Below are 17,487 nucleotides of genomic sequence, written 5' to 3'. Positions count from 1 at the left end.
GCGTAGGGCTGGGCGCTAGCATCCCGCCCAGTTCACGACCGCCGCCAGGCCCCGACCGCCATGACCGCCTATCCCTCTTTGCTGGCCCCCCTGGACCTGGGTTTCACCACCCTGAGGAACCGCGTGCTGATGGGCAGCATGCACACCGGGCTGGAGGATTCGCGCAAGCATCTGGACCGGCTGGCGGCCTATTTCGCCGAGCGCGCGCGTGGCGAGGTGGGGCTGATCGTGACCGGCGGCTATGCCCCCAACATCGAGGGCTGGGCCAAGCCCTTTGCCGGCACGCTGGCCAGCGGCGGGGCCGCGCGCCGCCACCGGGTGCTGACCGACGCCGTTCATGCCGAAGGCGGCAAGATCGCGCTGCAGATCCTGCACACCGGCCGCTACGGCTATCACCCGCTGGCCGTGGCGCCGTCGGCGCTCAAATCGCCGATCTCGCCATTCACCCCGCGGGCGCTCAGCGAGCGCGGCATCGAGCGCCAGATCCGTGCCTTTGTGCGCTGCGCCAGCCTGGCCCGCGAGGCCGGCTATGACGGCGTGGAGGTGATGGGCTCCGAGGGCTATTTCATCAACCAGTTCCTCAGCGCCGCGACCAACCGGCGTGAGGACGGCTGGGGCGGCAGCTTCGAGAACCGCATGCGCCTGCCGGTGGACATCCTGAGCCGCATGCGCGAAGCGGTGGGGCCGGACTTCATCATCATCTACCGCCTCTCCATGCTGGACCTGGTGCCCGATGGCGGCAACTGGGACGAGGTGCTGCAGCTGGCGCGCGCCGTCGTGCGGGCCGGCGCCACGCTGATCAACACCGGCATCGGCTGGCACGAGGCGCGCATTCCCACCATCGCGACCAGCGTGCCGCGCGCCGGTTTCGCGTGGGTGACGCGCAAGCTGCGCGAGCAGCTGCGGGCCGAGGGCATCACGACGCCGCTGATCACCAGCAACCGCATCAACACCCCCGAGGTCGCCGAACAGCTGCTCGCGGATGGCGCCGCCGACATGGTCTCGATGGCGCGCCCGCTGCTGGCCGACGCCGAATTCGTCCGCAAGGCGCACGAAGGCCGGGCCGACGAGATCAACACCTGCATCGCCTGCAACCAGGCCTGCCTGGACCATGTGTTCCAGCAGAAGGTGGCGTCCTGCCTGGTCAATCCGCGCGCCGGTCACGAGACCGAGCTGCGCGTGGTGCCGCTGGCGTCGGGCCAGCGGCGCAAGCGCATCGCGGTGGTCGGCGCCGGCCCGGCCGGCCTGTCCGCCGCGACCACGCTGGCCGAACGCGGGCACGAGGTGGCGCTGTTCGACGCCGCCGCCGAGATCGGCGGCCAGTTCAACATGGCCAAGCGCATTCCCGGCAAGGAGGAGTTCCACGAGACCCTGCGCTACTTCGGCCGCCGGCTGGAGCGCCTGGGCGTGGTGCCGGTGCTGGGCCGGCGCATGGAGGTGGCCGACCTGATGGACTACGACGAGGTGCTGCTGGCCACCGGCGTGAGCCCGCGCGACCCGCGCATTCCCGGCCAGGACGAGGGGCGCGCGCGCGGTCAGGTGCTCTCGTATGTGGACGTGTTGCGCCATGGCGCGCCGGTGGGGGCGCGCGTGGCCATCGTCGGCGCTGGCGGCATCGGCTTCGACGTCGCCGAATTCCTCGTCGAGTCCGGCCATTCGCTGGCGCTCGACGCCACGGCCTGGCGCCGCCATTGGGGTGTTGGCGACCCCGCCGAGGTCCGTGGCGGCCTGCTGGCGCCCGAGCCGGCCGCGCCGGCGCGTCAGGTCACGCTGCTGCAGCGCCGGGCCGGCAAGCCCGGCGCCGGCCTGGGCAAGACCACCGGCTGGATTCATCGCACCATGCTCAAGTCCATGCGCGTGCAGATGCTGTCCAGCGTGAACTACGAGCGCATCACCGACGAGGGGCTGTGGATCAGCCGCGGCGAGCAGCGCGCCGACCCCGAGCTGATCGAAGCCGACAGCATCGTGCTGTGCGCGGGTCAGGAGCCCTTGCGCGAGCTGGAGGCGCCGCTGCGCGCCGCCGGCCGTTCCGTCCATCTGCTCGGCGGCGCGCTGGAAGCCGCAGAACTCGATGCAAAGCGTGCAATCTTGCAGGGTCTGCGTGTGGCGCTGTCCATGTAAACCCTAGGCCGCCATCAAACGGAGCAGCGACACTCCGATAGGTCGAGCACGAGGGAACGCCCGCCGCTGTCCAGCGGGCCGCCACGGCGCGGCGCGCCGTCACCAAAACAACACTGCTCCGATGCGTCTCTGGACTGTTCGTCGCTTGCTGTCGACCCTGCCCGGGCTGGCTCTGGCCGGCGCCGCCCAGGCTCGTCCGATGTCTGCCGTTCTGCCGCACGACCCGGATGCGGCCGCCTGGCTGGCCGGGCTGAGCGTGGCCGCCGGCGTGGCGCTGGGTCTGGTGCTGAGCCTGGCGCTGCAGCAGCGCCGACGGCTGCGCCGCCGCCGCGAGGAGCTGCGCCAGGTGCGCGGCGAGCATGCCCGGCTGCGTGCGCTGCTCAACGCGCTGCCCGACCCCATGTATTTCAAGGACGCGCAGGGCGCCTATGTGGGCTGCAACCCGGCGTTTTCTCGCCAGGTGGGCATGCCCGAGGCCCATTTGCTGGGCCGCCGCGACGACGCGCTGAGAAGCTTGCCCGCCTGGACCAGCCGCGACCTGCCCGGCCGCACGCTGAGCTGGGTGGACGGCGAGGACGGCCAGCGCCGTTGCCTGGATGTGATGCACGCCCCGGTGTGGGACGACGAACATTACCTGGGCCTGCTGGCCGTGGCGCGCGACGTGACGCCGCTGCAGCAGGCCATGGAACAGGCCCGCCGTGCGGCCACCGTGTTCGAGCACTGCGGCGAAGGCATCATGGTGCTGGATGCCCAGCACCGCATCCGCGACCTCAATCCGGCGCTGTGCGCCATCACCGGCTATGGCCGCGAGGAGCTGCTCGGCCTGCATCCGCGCCTGCTGCGCGAAGGCGAGCAGGATCCCGAGAAGCTTATCGCGCTGTGGAACGCGCTGCGCGTCGACGGCAAGTGGAGCGGTGAACTGGTGGAGCGCCACAAGAACGGCGACACCGTGCCCATCTGGGCCACGCTGGTCCAGGTGGAGGCCGAGGAAGGCGACGGACTGCCGCAGATCCTCGCCGTGCTGACCGACATCTCGCGCATCAAGCAGACCGAGGCCGAGCTGCTGCACCAATCGCTGCACGACCGCCTCACCGGCCTGCCCAACGCCGCGCTGCTGCGTGACCGCATCGAACGCCAGATCGGCCTGGCGCGGCGCGATCAGACCTGCGTGGCGGTGCTCTACATCGACCTGGACGGCTTCCGCGATGTCAACGACTTCGCCGGCCACTCCGCCGGCGACGCCGTGCTGCTGGCCGCGGCCGAACGCTTCGTCAACGTGGTGCGCGTCAGCGACTCGGTGGCGCGCGTAGGGGCGGACGAGTTCGTCGTCGTGCTGTCCGGTCTGGTCGACGAGGAGACGGCGATGCGCCTGGGCGCGCGCCTGATCCAGGCGATGAACGATCCCATCGCCTTCGACCACCACCAGTTCAATGTCGGCGCCAGCATCGGCCTGGCGCTGTTCCCGGCCGACGGCACCAGCGTGGACGAGCTGCTGCGCAATGCCGAAGTCGCGATGTGCCGCGCCAAGCTGCAGGCGCGTGGCACCGTGCAGGCCTACCGGCCCGAGCTGACCGAGGCGGTGCAGCACCGCTTCGAGCTGACCCATGCGCTGCGCATGGCCAACGAGGCGGCCCAGTTCCGCCTGGAATACCAGCCCCAGGTGCGGCTGGCCGACGGCATGCTGATGGGCGCCGAGGCCTTGCTGCGCTGGCGCCATCCGACGCGCGGCCCGGTGTCGCCGGCCGAGTTCGTGCCCCTGGCCGAGGAAACCGGGCTGATCGTGCCCATCGGCCGCTGGGTGTTGGAACAGGCCTGCGCCCAGGCGGCGCGCTGGCAGGGCCAGCCCGGCAAGCCGCAGCAGGTCGCCGTCAACGTCTCCGCGCGCCAGCTGCGCCAGGGCGACTTCGTCCTCATGCTGGACCGCATCCTCGCCGAGACCGGCTGCCCGCCGCAGGCGCTGGAGCTGGAGGTCACCGAAAGCCTGCTGCTGGAAGACGCCGAGCAGGCCGTGGCGCTGATGAGCGAGCTGGCCGAGCGCGGCGTGCGCGTCGCGATCGACGACTTCGGCACCGGCTATTCCTCGCTGGCCTATCTGCGCCGGCTGCCGGTGCGCACGCTGAAAATTGATCGCAGCTTCGTCAACGAGCTGGGCAGCGACGACAACGTCGCGGCCATCGCGCGCACCGTGATCGTGCTCGCGCGCAGCCTGCACATGGACGTGCTGGCCGAAGGTGTGGAGACCCGCGAGCAGGCCGAGTGGCTGCGCCGCGAGGGTTGCGACTGGGCCCAGGGCTGGTACTACGGCCACCCGATGCCGCCCGAGGACTTCCACCTCGCGCCGCCACCGGAACCGCTGCGCCGCGCGCCGCCCAAGCGGCTGCAGCTGGCCTGAGCGGGGGCGGCCCGTCAGTCATCACTGCGGCCACGGCCACGGCGCCTAGTTCAAGGACGGCTGCGCCGCAGCGGCCGCCCCGGCTCGCTCCACGCGCCAGCAGCGCCGCAGCTGCTCCTCGTCCAGTTCGCAGACCTCCAGCCCCTCCTGCAACTCCAGGCTGGAGATCAGCCATCCGCTGCCCCCGGCGGGAGGCAGGGCGGGGAGGGAGTCGGTGGGAAGGGCGGTCTGCGCGTTCATGGCGGGCTCCGGTGGCGAGGTGGACCATGGCCGCGACTGTGCGGACGCACCGCGAGGCTGGCCATCGCTCCATCGGGGAGCCTCGGGCGGAGGGGGTGGGGGTGCTTCCCCCCGGCGGGGCGGGGCCCCGCGCGCTCACCACTTCGGTGTCCAGCCCAGGCAGGACGCCAGCCAGCAGATCCAGGGACGCGCCCAGGCCGGGCGGTGGCGCCAGGCCTTCACGAAGGCGCGGCGCCCCAGCGCGCGCTCGCCGGCTTTCAGGCAGACATAGCCGAAATCCATGTGATAGCGGGCGAGCTGGTGCCGGAAGCGCCGCCGGTCCAGCCGGCCGCCGTCGGGCGAGACCAGGCCCCAGCGCCGCACCGCACCTTCCAGCAGCCGGGTGCGGTAGTCGATCGCGCGGAAATGCCGGCTGCCCTGCGTGGGCTGCTGCCGGTACAGCGTTGTCACCCGGGCCAGCTTGGCGAAGCGGCACTGGCGCGACAGCCGCAGCCACAGATCCCAGTCCTCGGAATAGGGCAGCGATTCATCGAAGCCGCCGCACGCGGCCAGCCTTTCGCGGCGCGCCATCGCGCAGCTGGTCAGCACCACGCTGTCCAGCAGCAGCACCGGGTAGATCCAGCCCGATTCCGCCTCGTCCAGCCCCGGGCGCTCCTCGGCCAGGCTCGCGGGCGGCGGATAGCGGCCGGCGGGGTCCGGATGCCAGACCGCGAAGCGGCTGTACACCACGCCCAGCCCCGGGTCCCGCTCGAACTCGGCCAGCTGCGCGGCCAGCTTGCCGGGCAGCCAGACATCGTCGTGGTCCACGAAGCAGACGAACTCGCCGCGCGCCAGGCTCAGGCCCAGATTGCGCGCCCGGCTGACCCCGGCGTTGGCCTGGCGCACCAGGCGCAGGCGCTCGCCGTAGGCCGCGGCGATGGCTACGCTGGCGTCGCTGGAGCCGTCGTCGACGACGATCACCTCCAGCACCAGCCCCTCGGCCTGCTGAGCCAGGATGGCGTCCAGCGTCTCGCGCAGATGCCGCTCGGCATTGAAGCTGGGGACGATCACAGACACCATGGTCACGGCGGTCTACCCATTCAGAAGACATGTGGCTGGACATTAACCTGCCAATCGCTCCCTGATGCGCCGGTTGAGAACTTCACCGGCAAGAACCGCTCAATCACCTCGAAATTGGTCTTCGCGTGCTGAGTGAGTTCCGTGCAGGTGTAAGTCGCTGCTTGCTGGCGTTTCCAGGCCGCCAGCGCCAAGGGCAATGCCCACTGGTCAGCCAAGTGTGGGCCAAGTGCAGCTTCGCTGACCTGATAGGCCCGCACTTCGCGCACCAGGTTGTAAGCGACTTTCTCGGCGCTCACCCCCTTCTCTCCGAACTCAGTAAAAACCTCGGTGAGATGCTCATAGACGAGCGTAACCATCAACGCATTGCCAGGCCCTTCGTTTTGACGCACAGGGGCTTCACGCAACTGATCGTCACTCCAGCCAAGCGCTCCGCCTAGACGCTCAAGCTCGCGCCGGGCGACTGAGCGAGGTACGGCCGGCGCGAGGCAATCGGCATAGCCTTCCACCCTGGCGCCGCGTTCGCGCAAGTTGAAAGGCTGGAGCTTGTCTGCTGCCGGCCATATCGTCACTTCAATTTCGCCCCCGCCCGCGGGGTAAAAGCCCAGCCGACGCAGGGAGAGTTCGACCTTGGCGCCGAGCTTGCGCATCAGGGGCGCAAAGCTGCGCTCCAGGAAGTGAAAGGGCGGTGCCATCGGGTTGTGCGTGCCGCCGCCGAGTTTCAGATGACTCTGCGCGTCGGCCATCAACAAAGCCGGCCATACCGTCTGCAGCACCAGCGTGCAACTGCCTGCCGTGCCGACATTGAAGTGGTAGTTGCCCGCCCGCACCCGTCCCGGTGAGAAGGTCAGCGCCTGGGAGTTCAGTTCGGCGCCCTGCACCTCGGCGCCGCAAACCTCTGTAGCGGCATTCACGCAAGTCAGGTGCTGGCGCATCAGGCCGGGTTTCGCCCGGCCGGCGCGAATCCTCGTCAGCGTGAAGGGCTGGCCTGTGCACATGGACAGGGCCAGTGAAGTACGCAGGATTTGTCCCCCGCCCTCACCGACGGAGCCATCAATTTCGATCATGTTCTTCTCTTCTTGTTCTAGGTCTGCGTGTCGAAGTGCAGAACCGCGTCATGCAGATACTGGTCCAGCAGCGGTTCGTCCGCCTTCGGCCCTTTGTCGGGGGTATGCGCCAGCGCATTGGCCAGTTCCGCCTCGATGAAGTCGTGAATCCCCACCCAGCGCGGGCTTGTCGCCGACTCACCTGCGCGCATCTTGACTTCCAGCAGCGCATTGACCTCATCGAGCAGCTTGTGATCCGTCAAGGTCCGAGTAGCCAACTCGGCAAAACGCATCGGCGGAACGCCGCGACCCTCGCGAATCCAACGGGCGGCAAGCAATGGGCGCAAGACGTACAGGTACTTCTTGTACCGAACGACCTCCCCGTACAGATGCTCTCGCAGGTTCTTCTTGGCCATCGACACGTAGTGGTGGTAGCCCCGCACTGACGAGAAGCTCTGTTCGGCCAACACCCGGAGGCGGTTTGTCCATGGGTCTTCCTGCTGGTAGATGATGGGCGAGCGCAGCCACTCGAGCAGCGTCGGGTTGGACTCTCGCAGCAACTGCAGCGTCTTGCGCAGGTCCCATTCGTTGATGTCCAACTCGCCGCTGATGGGCTGCTCAATGACGTCGCGGCCAGGCTCTACCGTCAAGTACCAAGGCAGTCGATTGACGTAGACGAAGCGGACGTCGTAGTCGCTGTCAGGCGAGGCGAAGCCCCAGCCGCGGCTGCCCGACTCGCAGGCGAAAAGCACCTTCACCTGATGCTTCTCCTCCAGCGCCGCAAGGTTCGCCAGCACGGTGGTGCGCATCTCGTCAGAGACGGGGTGCGCGCTCAATACGGTTTCTTCCTTCATGCTCTTCCCTCCCATTTCATTGTCATGGGTGGGTGAGAGCACGAGGCCCTCACCCACTCATCCCTTAACGCAGACCACCTGCTTCAAGGTGTGTACCACTTCAACCAGGTCCTTCTGCGCGGCCATGACGGCATCTATGTCCTTGTAAGCCATCGGAATCTCGTCGATAACGTCGGCATCCTTGCGGCATTCGACGCCGGCCGTTGCCTTGACCTGGTCCTCGACGGTGAACATCTTTTTCGCCTTGGTGCGGCTCATGACGCGGCCGGCGCCGTGGCTGCAGCTCTCGAAGCTCTCCGGATTGCCGAGACCACGAACGATGTAGCTGCGCGCACCCATGCTGCCCGGGATGATGCCCAGTTCACCGCGCTTGGCGCTTACGGCGCCCTTGCGGGTCACAAACACGTCTTCACCGAAGTGACGTTCCTGCTGCACATAGTTGTGGTGGCAGTTCACTGCCTCCACATGCGACTCGAAGGGCTTGGTGATGACCTTGCGGACCGTGGCGATCAGGTTGGCCATCATCACCTCGCGATTCTTCATCGCGAACTTCTGCGCCCAGGACACGCCGCGCACATAGTCTCCGAAGTATTGAGCGCCTTCTTCCAGGTAGGCCAAGTCCTTGTCGGGAAGGTTGCGTTGGTTGCGTTCAGCGTCCTTCTTGGCCAACTCGATGAAGTGCGTGCCGATGGCGTTGCCCACGCCGCGTGAACCTGAGTGCAGCATGAACCACACAAAGCCCAGTTCATCGAGGCAGACCTCGATGAAGTGGTTGCCTGTACCCAGCGTTCCCAGGTGCTTGCGGTTGTTCGTATTCTTCAGGCGCGGGTGAAGTTCGCAGAGCGCGTCGAACTCGTCGGCCAAAGTCGCCCAGACTTGGTCCACCGTTTCGGGCGGGTTCTCCCAGCTGCCGGTATCGCGGCCGCGGCCTCGCGGCACCGAACCGTGGGGCACGGCCTTCTCGATAGCGGAGCGCAGCGGGCCAAGATTGTCAGGTAGGTCTTCGGCTCGTAGCGTCGTCTTCGCGGCCATCATGCCGCAGCCGATGTCCACACCCACTGCAGCCGGAATGATGGCCTTGATGGTGGGAACCACCGAGCCGATAGTCGCCCCCAGACCGTAGTGCACATCCGGCATGGCCGCAACATGCTTGAACACGACGGGCAGGCGGGCCGTATTGATGAGCTGCTGCCTGGCTTCGTCTTCAATGGTGACGCCCTTGGTCCACATCTTGACGGGCACGCCGCCAGGAACTTCTTCGACGTTGTAATTCAGTTCTGACATGCTGTTCTTCTCAACAAAAGTGCGGTGACGGGAGGCGATGAAATCTTCACTCTGCCATCCATTGCTGGACCGGGACTTGAACCCGGGATGCCTCAGGATTTCTCCCGAAACACGCAGCTCTCGCTGCGTGCGTCTACCTGTAATTCCACCTGCATTCACCGCGAAATGGGATGTCTGGCTGCGACAAGGTTTTGGTGAAACATCGTGCTCTACCCACTGAGCTACGGTCCCCTTGCGGGGATCGACGGGACTCGAACCCGCGACACCGAGATGAATAGTCTGTAGTTCCACCTGCATTCGCAGCAGGACATCTCAAAAGAGCGCGACAAGGATCGGCAAGAAGATGCCATGCCGGTTTCCCGGTTGAGGATTCGAACCCCCGGCGTTCCGATGTATTCCTGCCAGCATTCGCGCAAAAATCGACAGCCCCCGCGTGGCGACAAACAGTTGGTGAGACACGTTTGGCAGATGTAGTCCCACCGGCATTCGCCACGCGACGACGATTGTTCCGGTTCGGTTGATGCCCCGGGCGACCAAGTTTGCAAGAGCGGCCTACGGGTTCTCCGTTGCGGGCTTGCCGGCCCGCGCGGCCAAATGGTGCTGTACTCCTGCAGGCATTCGCCTGGGACACCTTCCTACTCGATATGCCGTGACCCTACTGCGCGGCCAACGACACCTTCTCGATTTCGCCCACCCAGTGTTCGGCGTCCATCGTGCCGTTGGCGAAGTTCGCCACCATCGTGAACACCGCATCCGAGAAGCCTCCCACATTCAGGATGTCGTGCCGCTCCGCGGCTTGGGTGGTCGCGGTCGGCTGGATGTCAACGCACACCAGGCGTGCTTGCGGATTGCGCTTCTTCAGCACTTCCCACTCGCGCAGGGTCTGCGTCGCGCCGTGCCGGTTGGTGTCAACCCAGGACTCGTTGTCCGAGACCAGGATCACCAGGTCCACCGAGGCACCTTCCTGGTTCAGCTGGGCAAGTGGCGCACTGCAGCTGGTCCCGCCACCGCCGATCTTGGCCAGCGCCTGGGCGTTGGTCATGACCGAGTCGCGGGCATTCAGCGACAGCTTCACCACATCCTGCTCGAATGGCAGAACACGGGCCTGCGGGTTCTTGCGTAGCACGGCGGCAGCCACCAAGGCGGCCACGTCAATGCAACTCACGCTGGACGTTGCCGAGCCACGGTGACCGGTCACAGCCAAGCTCATTGAGCCCGACACGTCGGGGCACACGACGACACGACCCGCGAGGCTGGGCACGTTGGCCAGCGACAGTTCCATCGCATCCTGCAGCGCATCGCGAACCTGTACCGGCACAGAGTCACCGGTCGCCCTGAAGGCGGACAGCAGTTGGTACGGCATGACACGCGCCTTGGCCACGGCCTGCGCATCGCACAGCTTGGCTGCGACCAACCCGGTCATGCCGGGTAGGTCGAACACGCCCTGCCGTGCGAAGGTGTTCAGGTTTTGACGCACCATGTGCCAGGAGCCCTGGCGAGCGATCTGCGCCCATTGCGCGGCGCTCAACTCCAGCGCCGTCAGCATCTGGAACGGAACGTCGGGCACCGCGGTGGCCACACCCAGGACGGCCTCGCGCTTGAAGCGCTCGAACGCTTGCGTGATAGGCGGCAGTGACGCTTCATTGATCGGCTTGCCAATCAACCATGCGAACCAAGCCGCACGCCAAGCCTCGGCGGGCTTGGGGTGAACCATCTTGACCACGTCGGCCAGCGAGGGCGTGTTGCCCACCGCCGCATTCAGCAACTGCTTCTCGGTCGCCGTCTGCAGCCACAGTTGGACCAGCTTCTTCGGGCGCGAACCCAGCGACTTGCGGCCCACCGCGCCGCTACGCAGGATCTGCACGAAGTTGCGCAGCATCTTGCCGTTGTCGACGACGCGAGAGAACACCTGGCTCAGCAGCGCGACATCACGGACAGCCAGGCTGGCAGCCAGCAGGGCGGGAACGTCCTTCATGTAGCCGGACTCGCGGCCATAAATCGCGGTCTTGGCGACGAAAGAGGGTTCCAGCGTCTGGGTCAGCGCCAGCACCTGGTCGAGCTGGTCTTCAGCATTTGCGTAGAAGGTGCGACTCAGGCAGCCCGTGGCGGCGAGCTGTGCCAGCTGATGCCGAGGGTCGAAGGCATAGGCAGGCGCTTGCTCGGCGTTGCGTGCCGTGGCTGCCGGCAGCCGGGCGCCCTTGATCGTTTGGAAGAGTTGCGTGTTGACCATGAGGTTCTCCTCTTTTGCATTCAACGTCTTGTTCGTGCCTCCTTTATTGCAATGGGTGTGCCAGGTCTGATTCCCGTCACCAGATCGCCAAGTAACTAATTGATTTAATTGGAGAATTTCACTTCTCTGACTCCTTTGGCGATTTCAGGGGATGAACACAAGCCCACCAAAGATAGACTATTGGCTAGTCACTTATCTGATTGGCTATGTCAAAGAGAACGGTCGTCATCGGATTCCTTGGGTCGCAGCTGGACTCAGGAATGGGGGCGGGCCGCTGGGAGAAATGGCGGCCGACGATTTCGCTCGTCCAGCATGAAGACACGCTGATCAACCGACTGGAATTGCTCCACTCGGCGAAACACACAGCGTTGGCGCAGCAGTTGGTGCGCGACATTGCCAACGCATCGCCGGACACCGTGGTGAATCTGGTGCCCATGGATGTTGTGGACCCCTGGGACTTCGGCGAGATGTATGCCGCCCTCTACGACTGGGCGCGGGGCTACCGCTTTGACCTGGCGCACGAGCAGTATTGGGCGCACATCACCACCGGCACGCATGTCGCCCAAATCTGCATGTTCCTGATGGTGGAGTCGCGCTTCATCCCTGGCGTGTTGCTGCAGACGGCACCGCCCAAGAAGCAGCAGCTTGGCAACCCAGGCAGCTACACGCTGATTGACCTGGACCTCTCCCGTTACGACGTGCTGGCTCAGCGTTTCAACCAGGCCCATGCAGAAGCGCTGGAGTTCCTCAAAAGCGGCATCCCCACTCGCAACAAGCGCTTCAACGCCCTCATTGAAGAGATTGAGCGCGTCGCCGTGCGCTCGCAAGCGCCCGTCCTCCTGACTGGGCCGACGGGTGCGGGCAAATCGCATCTGGCCCGGCGAATGTTCGAGCTCAAGAAGACGCGGCACCAGGTGCAGGGCGATTTCGTTGAGGTGAACTGCGCCACTTTGCGTGGCGACAGCGCAGCATCCACCCTTTTCGGTCACAAGAAGGGCGCGTTCACCGGCGCGGCGGCGGATCGTGCAGGCCTGCTGCGGACAGCCCATCAAGGCGTGCTGTTCCTTGATGAGATTGGCGAACTGGGCCTCGACGAGCAAGCCATGCTGCTCAAGGCTGTAGAAGAAAAGCGCTTCTTCCCCATGGGCAGCGACCGAGAGGTCAGCAGCGATTTCCAACTGATCGCCGGTACCAATCGTGACCTGCGCGTCGACGTGGCGCAGGGGCGATTTCGGGAGGACCTGTTCGCGCGCATCAACCTCTGGGCCTACACGCTGCCGGGCCTGGCTCAGCGACCAGAGGATATCGAGCCAAATGTCGACCATCTGCTGAGCCGCTTTGCTGCTGAGTCGGGCCGAGCGGCGCGGTTCAACGTTGAGGCAAAGGCAACGTATCTGCGGTTCGCCAAGTCGGCCAACGCTATGTGGAGTGGCAACTTCCGTGACTTGTCGGGCAGCGTAACTCGAATGGCCACCCTTGCGGACGGCGGCCGGATTACGACGAGCCTGGTGGAAGCTGAGATTCAGCGGCTCCAGTGGCTATGGCAGTCGCCCGGAGCTCCTCTTGAGGCGGACGTGGGCCTGAATGGGCTCCTGGCGCCGGACGTCGCGGAGGCCTTGGACCTGTTTGACCGGCTGCAACTCGAAGCGGTGGTTCGCATCTGCCAGGAGTCGGACACGCTCTCTGAGGCGGGACGCCGGCTGTTTGATCGGTCGCGCGTTCAACGTTCGGTCGTCAACGACGCGGACCGGCTGCGGAAGTACTTGCTGAAGTTTGGGCTCTCCTGGGCAACGATTCGGCAGGCGGCATGAAGGGCCACTGCCTGGCCGACCGATGTTGAGCAGCCAATTGGCGTTTCGCGCCGGCACCGGGCGGAGGTATCACCCGATGTCCAACTGCCTCAGTCACGCTGGAATGTCATAGACGTGGGGACGAATGTCATTGTTCAGTGACACCCCAGGGGCACCGCTACAAGGGCAGCGCCGTGCTGTTCTTCACCTCCTCCATCACCGCGTAGGTCCGCGTTTCGCGCACGCCGGGCAAGGTCCAGATCACGGCGCCGATGAATTCCCGGTAGGCCACCATGTCGTGCACGCGGGTCTTGAGCAGGTAGTCGAAGCCGCCGGCGACCAGGTGGCATTCGAGGATCTCGGGCCGGCTCTGCACCGCGGCGCGGAAGTTGTCCATCACGTCGTGCACCGTGCGGTCGAGCAGGATCTCGATGAAGACCAGCATGCCCGCGCCCAGCTTGGCGGGGTTGAGCCTGGCCTCGTAGCCCAGGATGTAGCCCTCGCGGGTCAGGCGCTTGACGCGCTCCAGCACCGCGGTGGGGGAGAGGTGCACCGTCTCCGCCAGTTTCAGATTGCTGATGCGTCCATCCTGCTGCAGCACGCGCAGAATACGCAGGTCGATGGTGTCCAGGTCCAATTCGCCGGCCATGCTGGATTTTCTTCGGTCGTGATTTCAATCATCCGAATTTAATCCAGACTCAACGCCCATAAAGTCCCGGCATTCACTAGGGGTGTTGCGCCCCGCTCAGGAGTTGCCATGACCGCCTTCGCCCTGCCGCCGGAATCGGCGCGCCTGCCCGATCCCTACCGTGACGAGCTGCCGCTGGTGCAGCAGCTGGCCGCGCAGCTGCAGGACCTGCCCTGGGCGGCGGTGATCGACCAGGCCACGCCCTGGGTGCAGCAGGTGCGCGCCAACCCGGCACCGTTCTGGGCCATGGAGTCGCTGCTGCGCGAATACCCCATCACCAGCGCCGAGGGCCTGGCGCTGATGCGCCTGGCTGAAGCCCTGCTGCGCGTGCCCGACGCCGAAACGGCGATCGCGCTGACCGCCGACCAGCTGGGCCGCGCCGACTTCGACGGCAGTTCCGGCGGCCCGCACAAGATGCTGGCCGGCCTGGCCGCCAGCGCGATCTCGCTGTCCAAGAAATTCCTGCCCGACGCCGAAGGCGAGGCCGGCTTGATCAAGCGCCTGGGCGCGCAGACCGTGGTCGCCGCCACCGTGCGCGCGATCCAGCTGCTGGGCCGCCAGTTCGTGCTGGGCCGCAACATTCAGGAAGCGATGGGCGAGGCGGACGCGGCGCGCAAGGCGCAGCGTCAGCTGCGCTTCTCCTACGACATGCTGGGCGAAGGCGCCCGCACCGAGCGCGACGCCGAGCGCTACCAGGCCTCTTATCTCAGCGCCATCGCCGCGATCGCCGGTGGCCGCCAGGCCGCCAGCCCCGAGGAGGCGGACGGCATCTCCATCAAGCTGTCGGCGCTGTTCTCGCGCTACGAGGTGCTGCAGCGCGAACGCGTGGCGGCGGAGCTGCTGCCGCGCGTCTGGCAGCTGGTCGAGAAGGCGGCGCAGGCCAACATCAACCTGACCATCGATGCCGAGGAGGTCGACCGGCTGGAAATCTCGCTGGACCTGCTGGACGCGCTGGCCGAGCGCATCGCCAGCCACTTCCCGCAGTGGCGCGGCTTCGGCCTCGCGGTGCAGGCCTACCAGACCCGCGCCCGTGCGGTGGTCGACGAGGTGGCCGCGATCGCGCGCAAGCACGGGCTGCGCTTCATGGTGCGCCTGGTCAAGGGCGCCTATTGGGACGGCGAGATCAAGCGCGCCCAGGAACTGGGCCTGGTCGATTACCCGGTGTTCACGCACAAGCCGCACACCGACGTGTCCTACCTGGCCTGCGCGAAGGCGCTGCTGCAGCACCATGAGGTGATCTACCCGCAGTTCGCCAGCCACAACGCCGGCACCATCGCCGCCATCGTGCAGATGGCGCATGCGCTCGGCGCCCGCTTCGAGATGCAGCGCCTGCACGGCATGGGCGAGGGCGTTTACCGCGAGGTGCTGAAGGACGGCTCCATCCCCTGCCGTGTCTATGCCCCGGTGGGCGAGCACCGCGACCTGCTGGCTTACCTGGTGCGCCGGCTGCTGGAAAACGGCGCCAACTCTTCCTTCGTGCACCAGCTGGCCGACCCGTCGGTGGCGCCGGCCGAGCTGCTCGCGTCGCCGCTGACCCAGATTCAGCCGCAGCGCAGCCTGCCGCTGCCCATCGCGCTGTACCGCGACGCGCAGGGCCGGGGCCGCGACAACTCCTCGGGCCTGGACCTGGCCGTGCCGTCTCAGCGCCAGCCGCTGCTGGACGCGCTGGCGGCCTGCCAGGTGCCGGCGATGAGCGAGGCCACCGAGGCCGAGGTCGACGCGGCGCTGGAACGCCTGCAGGCCGGTTTCGGCGGCTGGAACGCCACGCCGGTGGCCGAGCGCGCCGCTGTGCTGCGCCGCGCTGCCGACGCGCTCCAGGCCCAGCTGCCGCAGTACTGCGCGCTGCTGGTGAAGGAGGCCTACAAGAGCCTGGGCGACGCGATCGCCGAGGTGCGCGAGGCGATCGACTTCATGCGCTACTACGCCGACCAGGCCGAGCTGCTGCAGCAGGACGGCGTGGCGGTGCAGGGGCGCGGTGTCTTCGTCTGCATCTCGCCGTGGAACTTCCCGCTGGCCATCTTCGCCGGCCAGGTGGTGGCCGCGCTGGCCGCCGGCAACGCGGTGGCCGCCAAGCCGGCCGAGCAGACGCCGGTGGTGGCGCGCGAGTGCGTCGCACTGCTGCATGCCGCCGGCGTGCCGGTGAGCGCGCTGCAGCTGCTGCATGGCCGCGGCGAAACCGTCGGTGCGCGCCTGGTGGCGGCGCCGCAGACGGCCGGCGTGTGCTTCACCGGGTCGACCCAGGTGGCGCAAATCATCAACCGCCAGCTCGCCGCGAAGGAGGGCAGCACCGCGCTGCCGCTGATCGCCGAGACCGGCGGCCTCAACGCGATGATCGTCGACTCCACCGCGCTGCCCGAGCAGGTGGTGGACGCGGTGGTGCAGAGCGCCTTCCGCTCCGCGGGCCAGCGCTGCTCCGCGCTGCGTCTGCTGCTGGTGCACGAGGCGGTGGCCGACGGCGTGATCGAGATGCTGAGCGGCGCGGTGAAGGAGCTGCGCGTGGGCGACAGCGCCGACCTGGCCACCGATGTGGGCCCGCTGATCGACGACGAGGCCCATGGCCTGATCTCCGGCGAGGTGCAGCGCCTCAAGCGCGACGCCAAGCTGATCGCCGAGGGCCGCGCCTCCGATCCCTGCCCGCGCCTGCAGCCGCCGGTGGCCTTCGAGCTGGCCTCCATCGCCGAGCTGAAGAAGGAAATCTTCGGCCCGGTGCTGCACGTCGTGCGCTGGAAGGGCGATGTGGACCAGGTGATCGCCCAGGTCAACGCGCTGGGCTACGGGCTGACGCTGGGCATCCAGACCCGCATCGACAGCCGCGCGCTGCGCCTGGCCGGCGAGGCACGCATCGGCAATGTCTACGTCAACCGCAACATCATCGGCGCGGTCGTCGGCGTCCAGCCCTTTGGCGGCGAGGGCCTGTCGGGCACCGGCCCCAAGGCGGGCGGCCCGCACTACCTGCTGCGCTTCATCGCACAGCCCGCGGCCCAGGCCGTGGCCGCGTCGCCGGCGCTGCCGCCGACCACCGCGGTGGAGAACCTGGAGCCGCTGTTCCAGGCGCACGAAGCCTGGTCCGCCACCGCGCTGGACGAGCGCTGCCAGGCGCTGGAACGCGCCGGCGCCGGCCAGCCGGCCGACGTGGCCCAGGCCTGGCGCGTGCAGGCCGAGGCGGCGCGTCGCCGCCTGGTGGACCAGAGCCTGCCCGGCCCCACCGGTGAGAGCAACGAGCTGCGCCTGCACGGACGTGGCGTGATCGCGGTGCTGGCGCAGGGGGCCGATGCCAAGTCGCTGGCCCAGCTGCTGGGTGGCGCACTGCTGGCCGGCAACGCGGTGCTGGTGGTGGGCGACGGCGCGCCGGCGCGCGAACTGCACCAGGCCCTGCTGCGCGGCGGCGTGCCCGCCGCGGCGATGCGCCTGGTGGCGGCCGAACAGCTGGCCGCCGTGCTGCGCGCGCCGCGCCTGGCCGGCGTCTGCGGCGAGGCCGGCATGCTGCGCGCCGTCCAGCGCGAGCTGGCGACGCGTGACGGCGCCATCCTGCCGCTGATCAGCCTGGCCGAGGCCGCCAGCCCGCACCAGCTCTACCGCTTTGCCGCCGAGCAGACCCTGACCATCAACACCGCCGCGGCCGGGGGCAATGCGGCGTTGTTGGCGGGGCTGTAGACCACGAAGCCCCCCGCCCAGCGGGGCCGCTGGTCGGCCCCCCGAGGGGGCGCCGATGCGGCCGGCCTTGAGCCGCCCTTGAGCCGCCCACATCGGCCAACGGGCCGGCTTGGGGCGGCCCGGCGCTCGGCC

Annotated in this window: 11 protein-coding genes; 4 read left to right on the top strand and 7 right to left on the bottom strand. The window is 67.4% G+C overall.

Going from position 1 to position 17,487, the window contains the following annotated elements; genetic code table 11:
- Positions 1–60: 60 nt before the first annotated feature.
- Both LZ017_RS05305 and LZ017_RS05300 read left to right on the top strand, forming a co-directional pair.
- Positions 61–2,121 carry an NADPH-dependent 2,4-dienoyl-CoA reductase gene (locus LZ017_RS05305; protein ID WP_241299027.1) on the top strand — a complete coding sequence of 687 codons (2,061 nt, stop codon included), beginning with the start codon at positions 61–63 and terminating at the stop codon, positions 2,119–2,121.
- Positions 2,122–2,320: 199 nt separating this feature from the next.
- A complete protein-coding gene (locus tag LZ017_RS05300) occupies positions 2,321–4,513 on the top strand; it encodes a bifunctional diguanylate cyclase/phosphodiesterase (protein ID WP_241299026.1) in 2,193 nt (730 codons plus the stop codon).
- A gap of 45 nt (positions 4,514–4,558) precedes the next feature.
- Here LZ017_RS05300 and LZ017_RS05295 read toward each other — a convergent pair whose 3' ends face one another.
- The 6 genes from LZ017_RS05295 to LZ017_RS05270 form a co-directional block, all read right to left on the bottom strand.
- Positions 4,559–4,753 (bottom strand): hypothetical protein, encoded by a 195-nt coding sequence (locus tag LZ017_RS05295; protein WP_241299025.1) that lies wholly within the window; start codon positions 4,751–4,753, stop codon positions 4,559–4,561.
- Positions 4,754–4,888: 135 nt separating this feature from the next.
- Positions 4,889–5,812 (bottom strand): glycosyltransferase family A protein, encoded by a 924-nt coding sequence (locus LZ017_RS05290; RefSeq protein WP_241299276.1) that lies wholly within the window; start codon positions 5,810–5,812, stop codon positions 4,889–4,891.
- A gap of 20 nt (positions 5,813–5,832) precedes the next feature.
- Positions 5,833–6,876: an RNA 3'-terminal phosphate cyclase gene (gene rtcA, locus LZ017_RS05285; RefSeq protein ID WP_241299024.1), complete on the bottom strand. Its 1,044-nt coding sequence runs from the start codon at positions 6,874–6,876 to the stop codon at positions 5,833–5,835.
- Positions 6,877–6,893: 17 nt separating this feature from the next.
- Positions 6,894–7,709 (bottom strand): nucleotidyltransferase domain-containing protein, encoded by an 816-nt coding sequence (locus LZ017_RS05280; protein WP_241299023.1) that lies wholly within the window; start codon positions 7,707–7,709, stop codon positions 6,894–6,896.
- A gap of 57 nt (positions 7,710–7,766) precedes the next feature.
- Positions 7,767–8,993: an RtcB family protein gene (locus LZ017_RS05275; protein WP_241299022.1), complete on the bottom strand. Its 1,227-nt coding sequence runs from the start codon at positions 8,991–8,993 to the stop codon at positions 7,767–7,769.
- A 655-nt stretch (positions 8,994–9,648) separates the two neighbouring features.
- Positions 9,649–11,223 (bottom strand): RNA-binding protein, encoded by a 1,575-nt coding sequence (locus tag LZ017_RS05270; protein WP_241299021.1) that lies wholly within the window; start codon positions 11,221–11,223, stop codon positions 9,649–9,651.
- A gap of 206 nt (positions 11,224–11,429) precedes the next feature.
- On the opposite strand from LZ017_RS05270, the gene rtcR reads away from it, so the two are divergent.
- Positions 11,430–13,034, top strand: a complete 1,605-nt coding sequence (rtcR, locus tag LZ017_RS05265) for an RNA repair transcriptional activator RtcR (RefSeq protein ID WP_241299020.1) — start codon at positions 11,430–11,432, stop codon at positions 13,032–13,034.
- Between the two features lie 157 nt (positions 13,035–13,191).
- Here rtcR and LZ017_RS05260 read toward each other — a convergent pair whose 3' ends face one another.
- Positions 13,192–13,662, bottom strand: coding sequence for an Lrp/AsnC ligand binding domain-containing protein (locus LZ017_RS05260; protein ID WP_241299019.1), 471 nt, complete (start codon positions 13,660–13,662; stop codon positions 13,192–13,194).
- A 108-nt stretch (positions 13,663–13,770) separates the two neighbouring features.
- On the opposite strand from LZ017_RS05260, the gene LZ017_RS05255 reads away from it, so the two are divergent.
- Entirely contained in the window at positions 13,771–17,355 is a 3,585-nt protein-coding gene (locus LZ017_RS05255) for an L-glutamate gamma-semialdehyde dehydrogenase (RefSeq protein WP_374109880.1), read from the top strand.
- Positions 17,356–17,487: the final 132 nt, after the last annotated feature.

The organism is Pelomonas sp. CA6 (genome assembly GCF_022549225.1).
Classification (GTDB): domain Bacteria; phylum Pseudomonadota; class Gammaproteobacteria; order Burkholderiales; family Burkholderiaceae_C; genus Roseateles.
The sequence above is the reverse complement of the archived record's forward strand: the minus strand, read 5'-3'. Positions and strand labels throughout refer to the sequence as shown.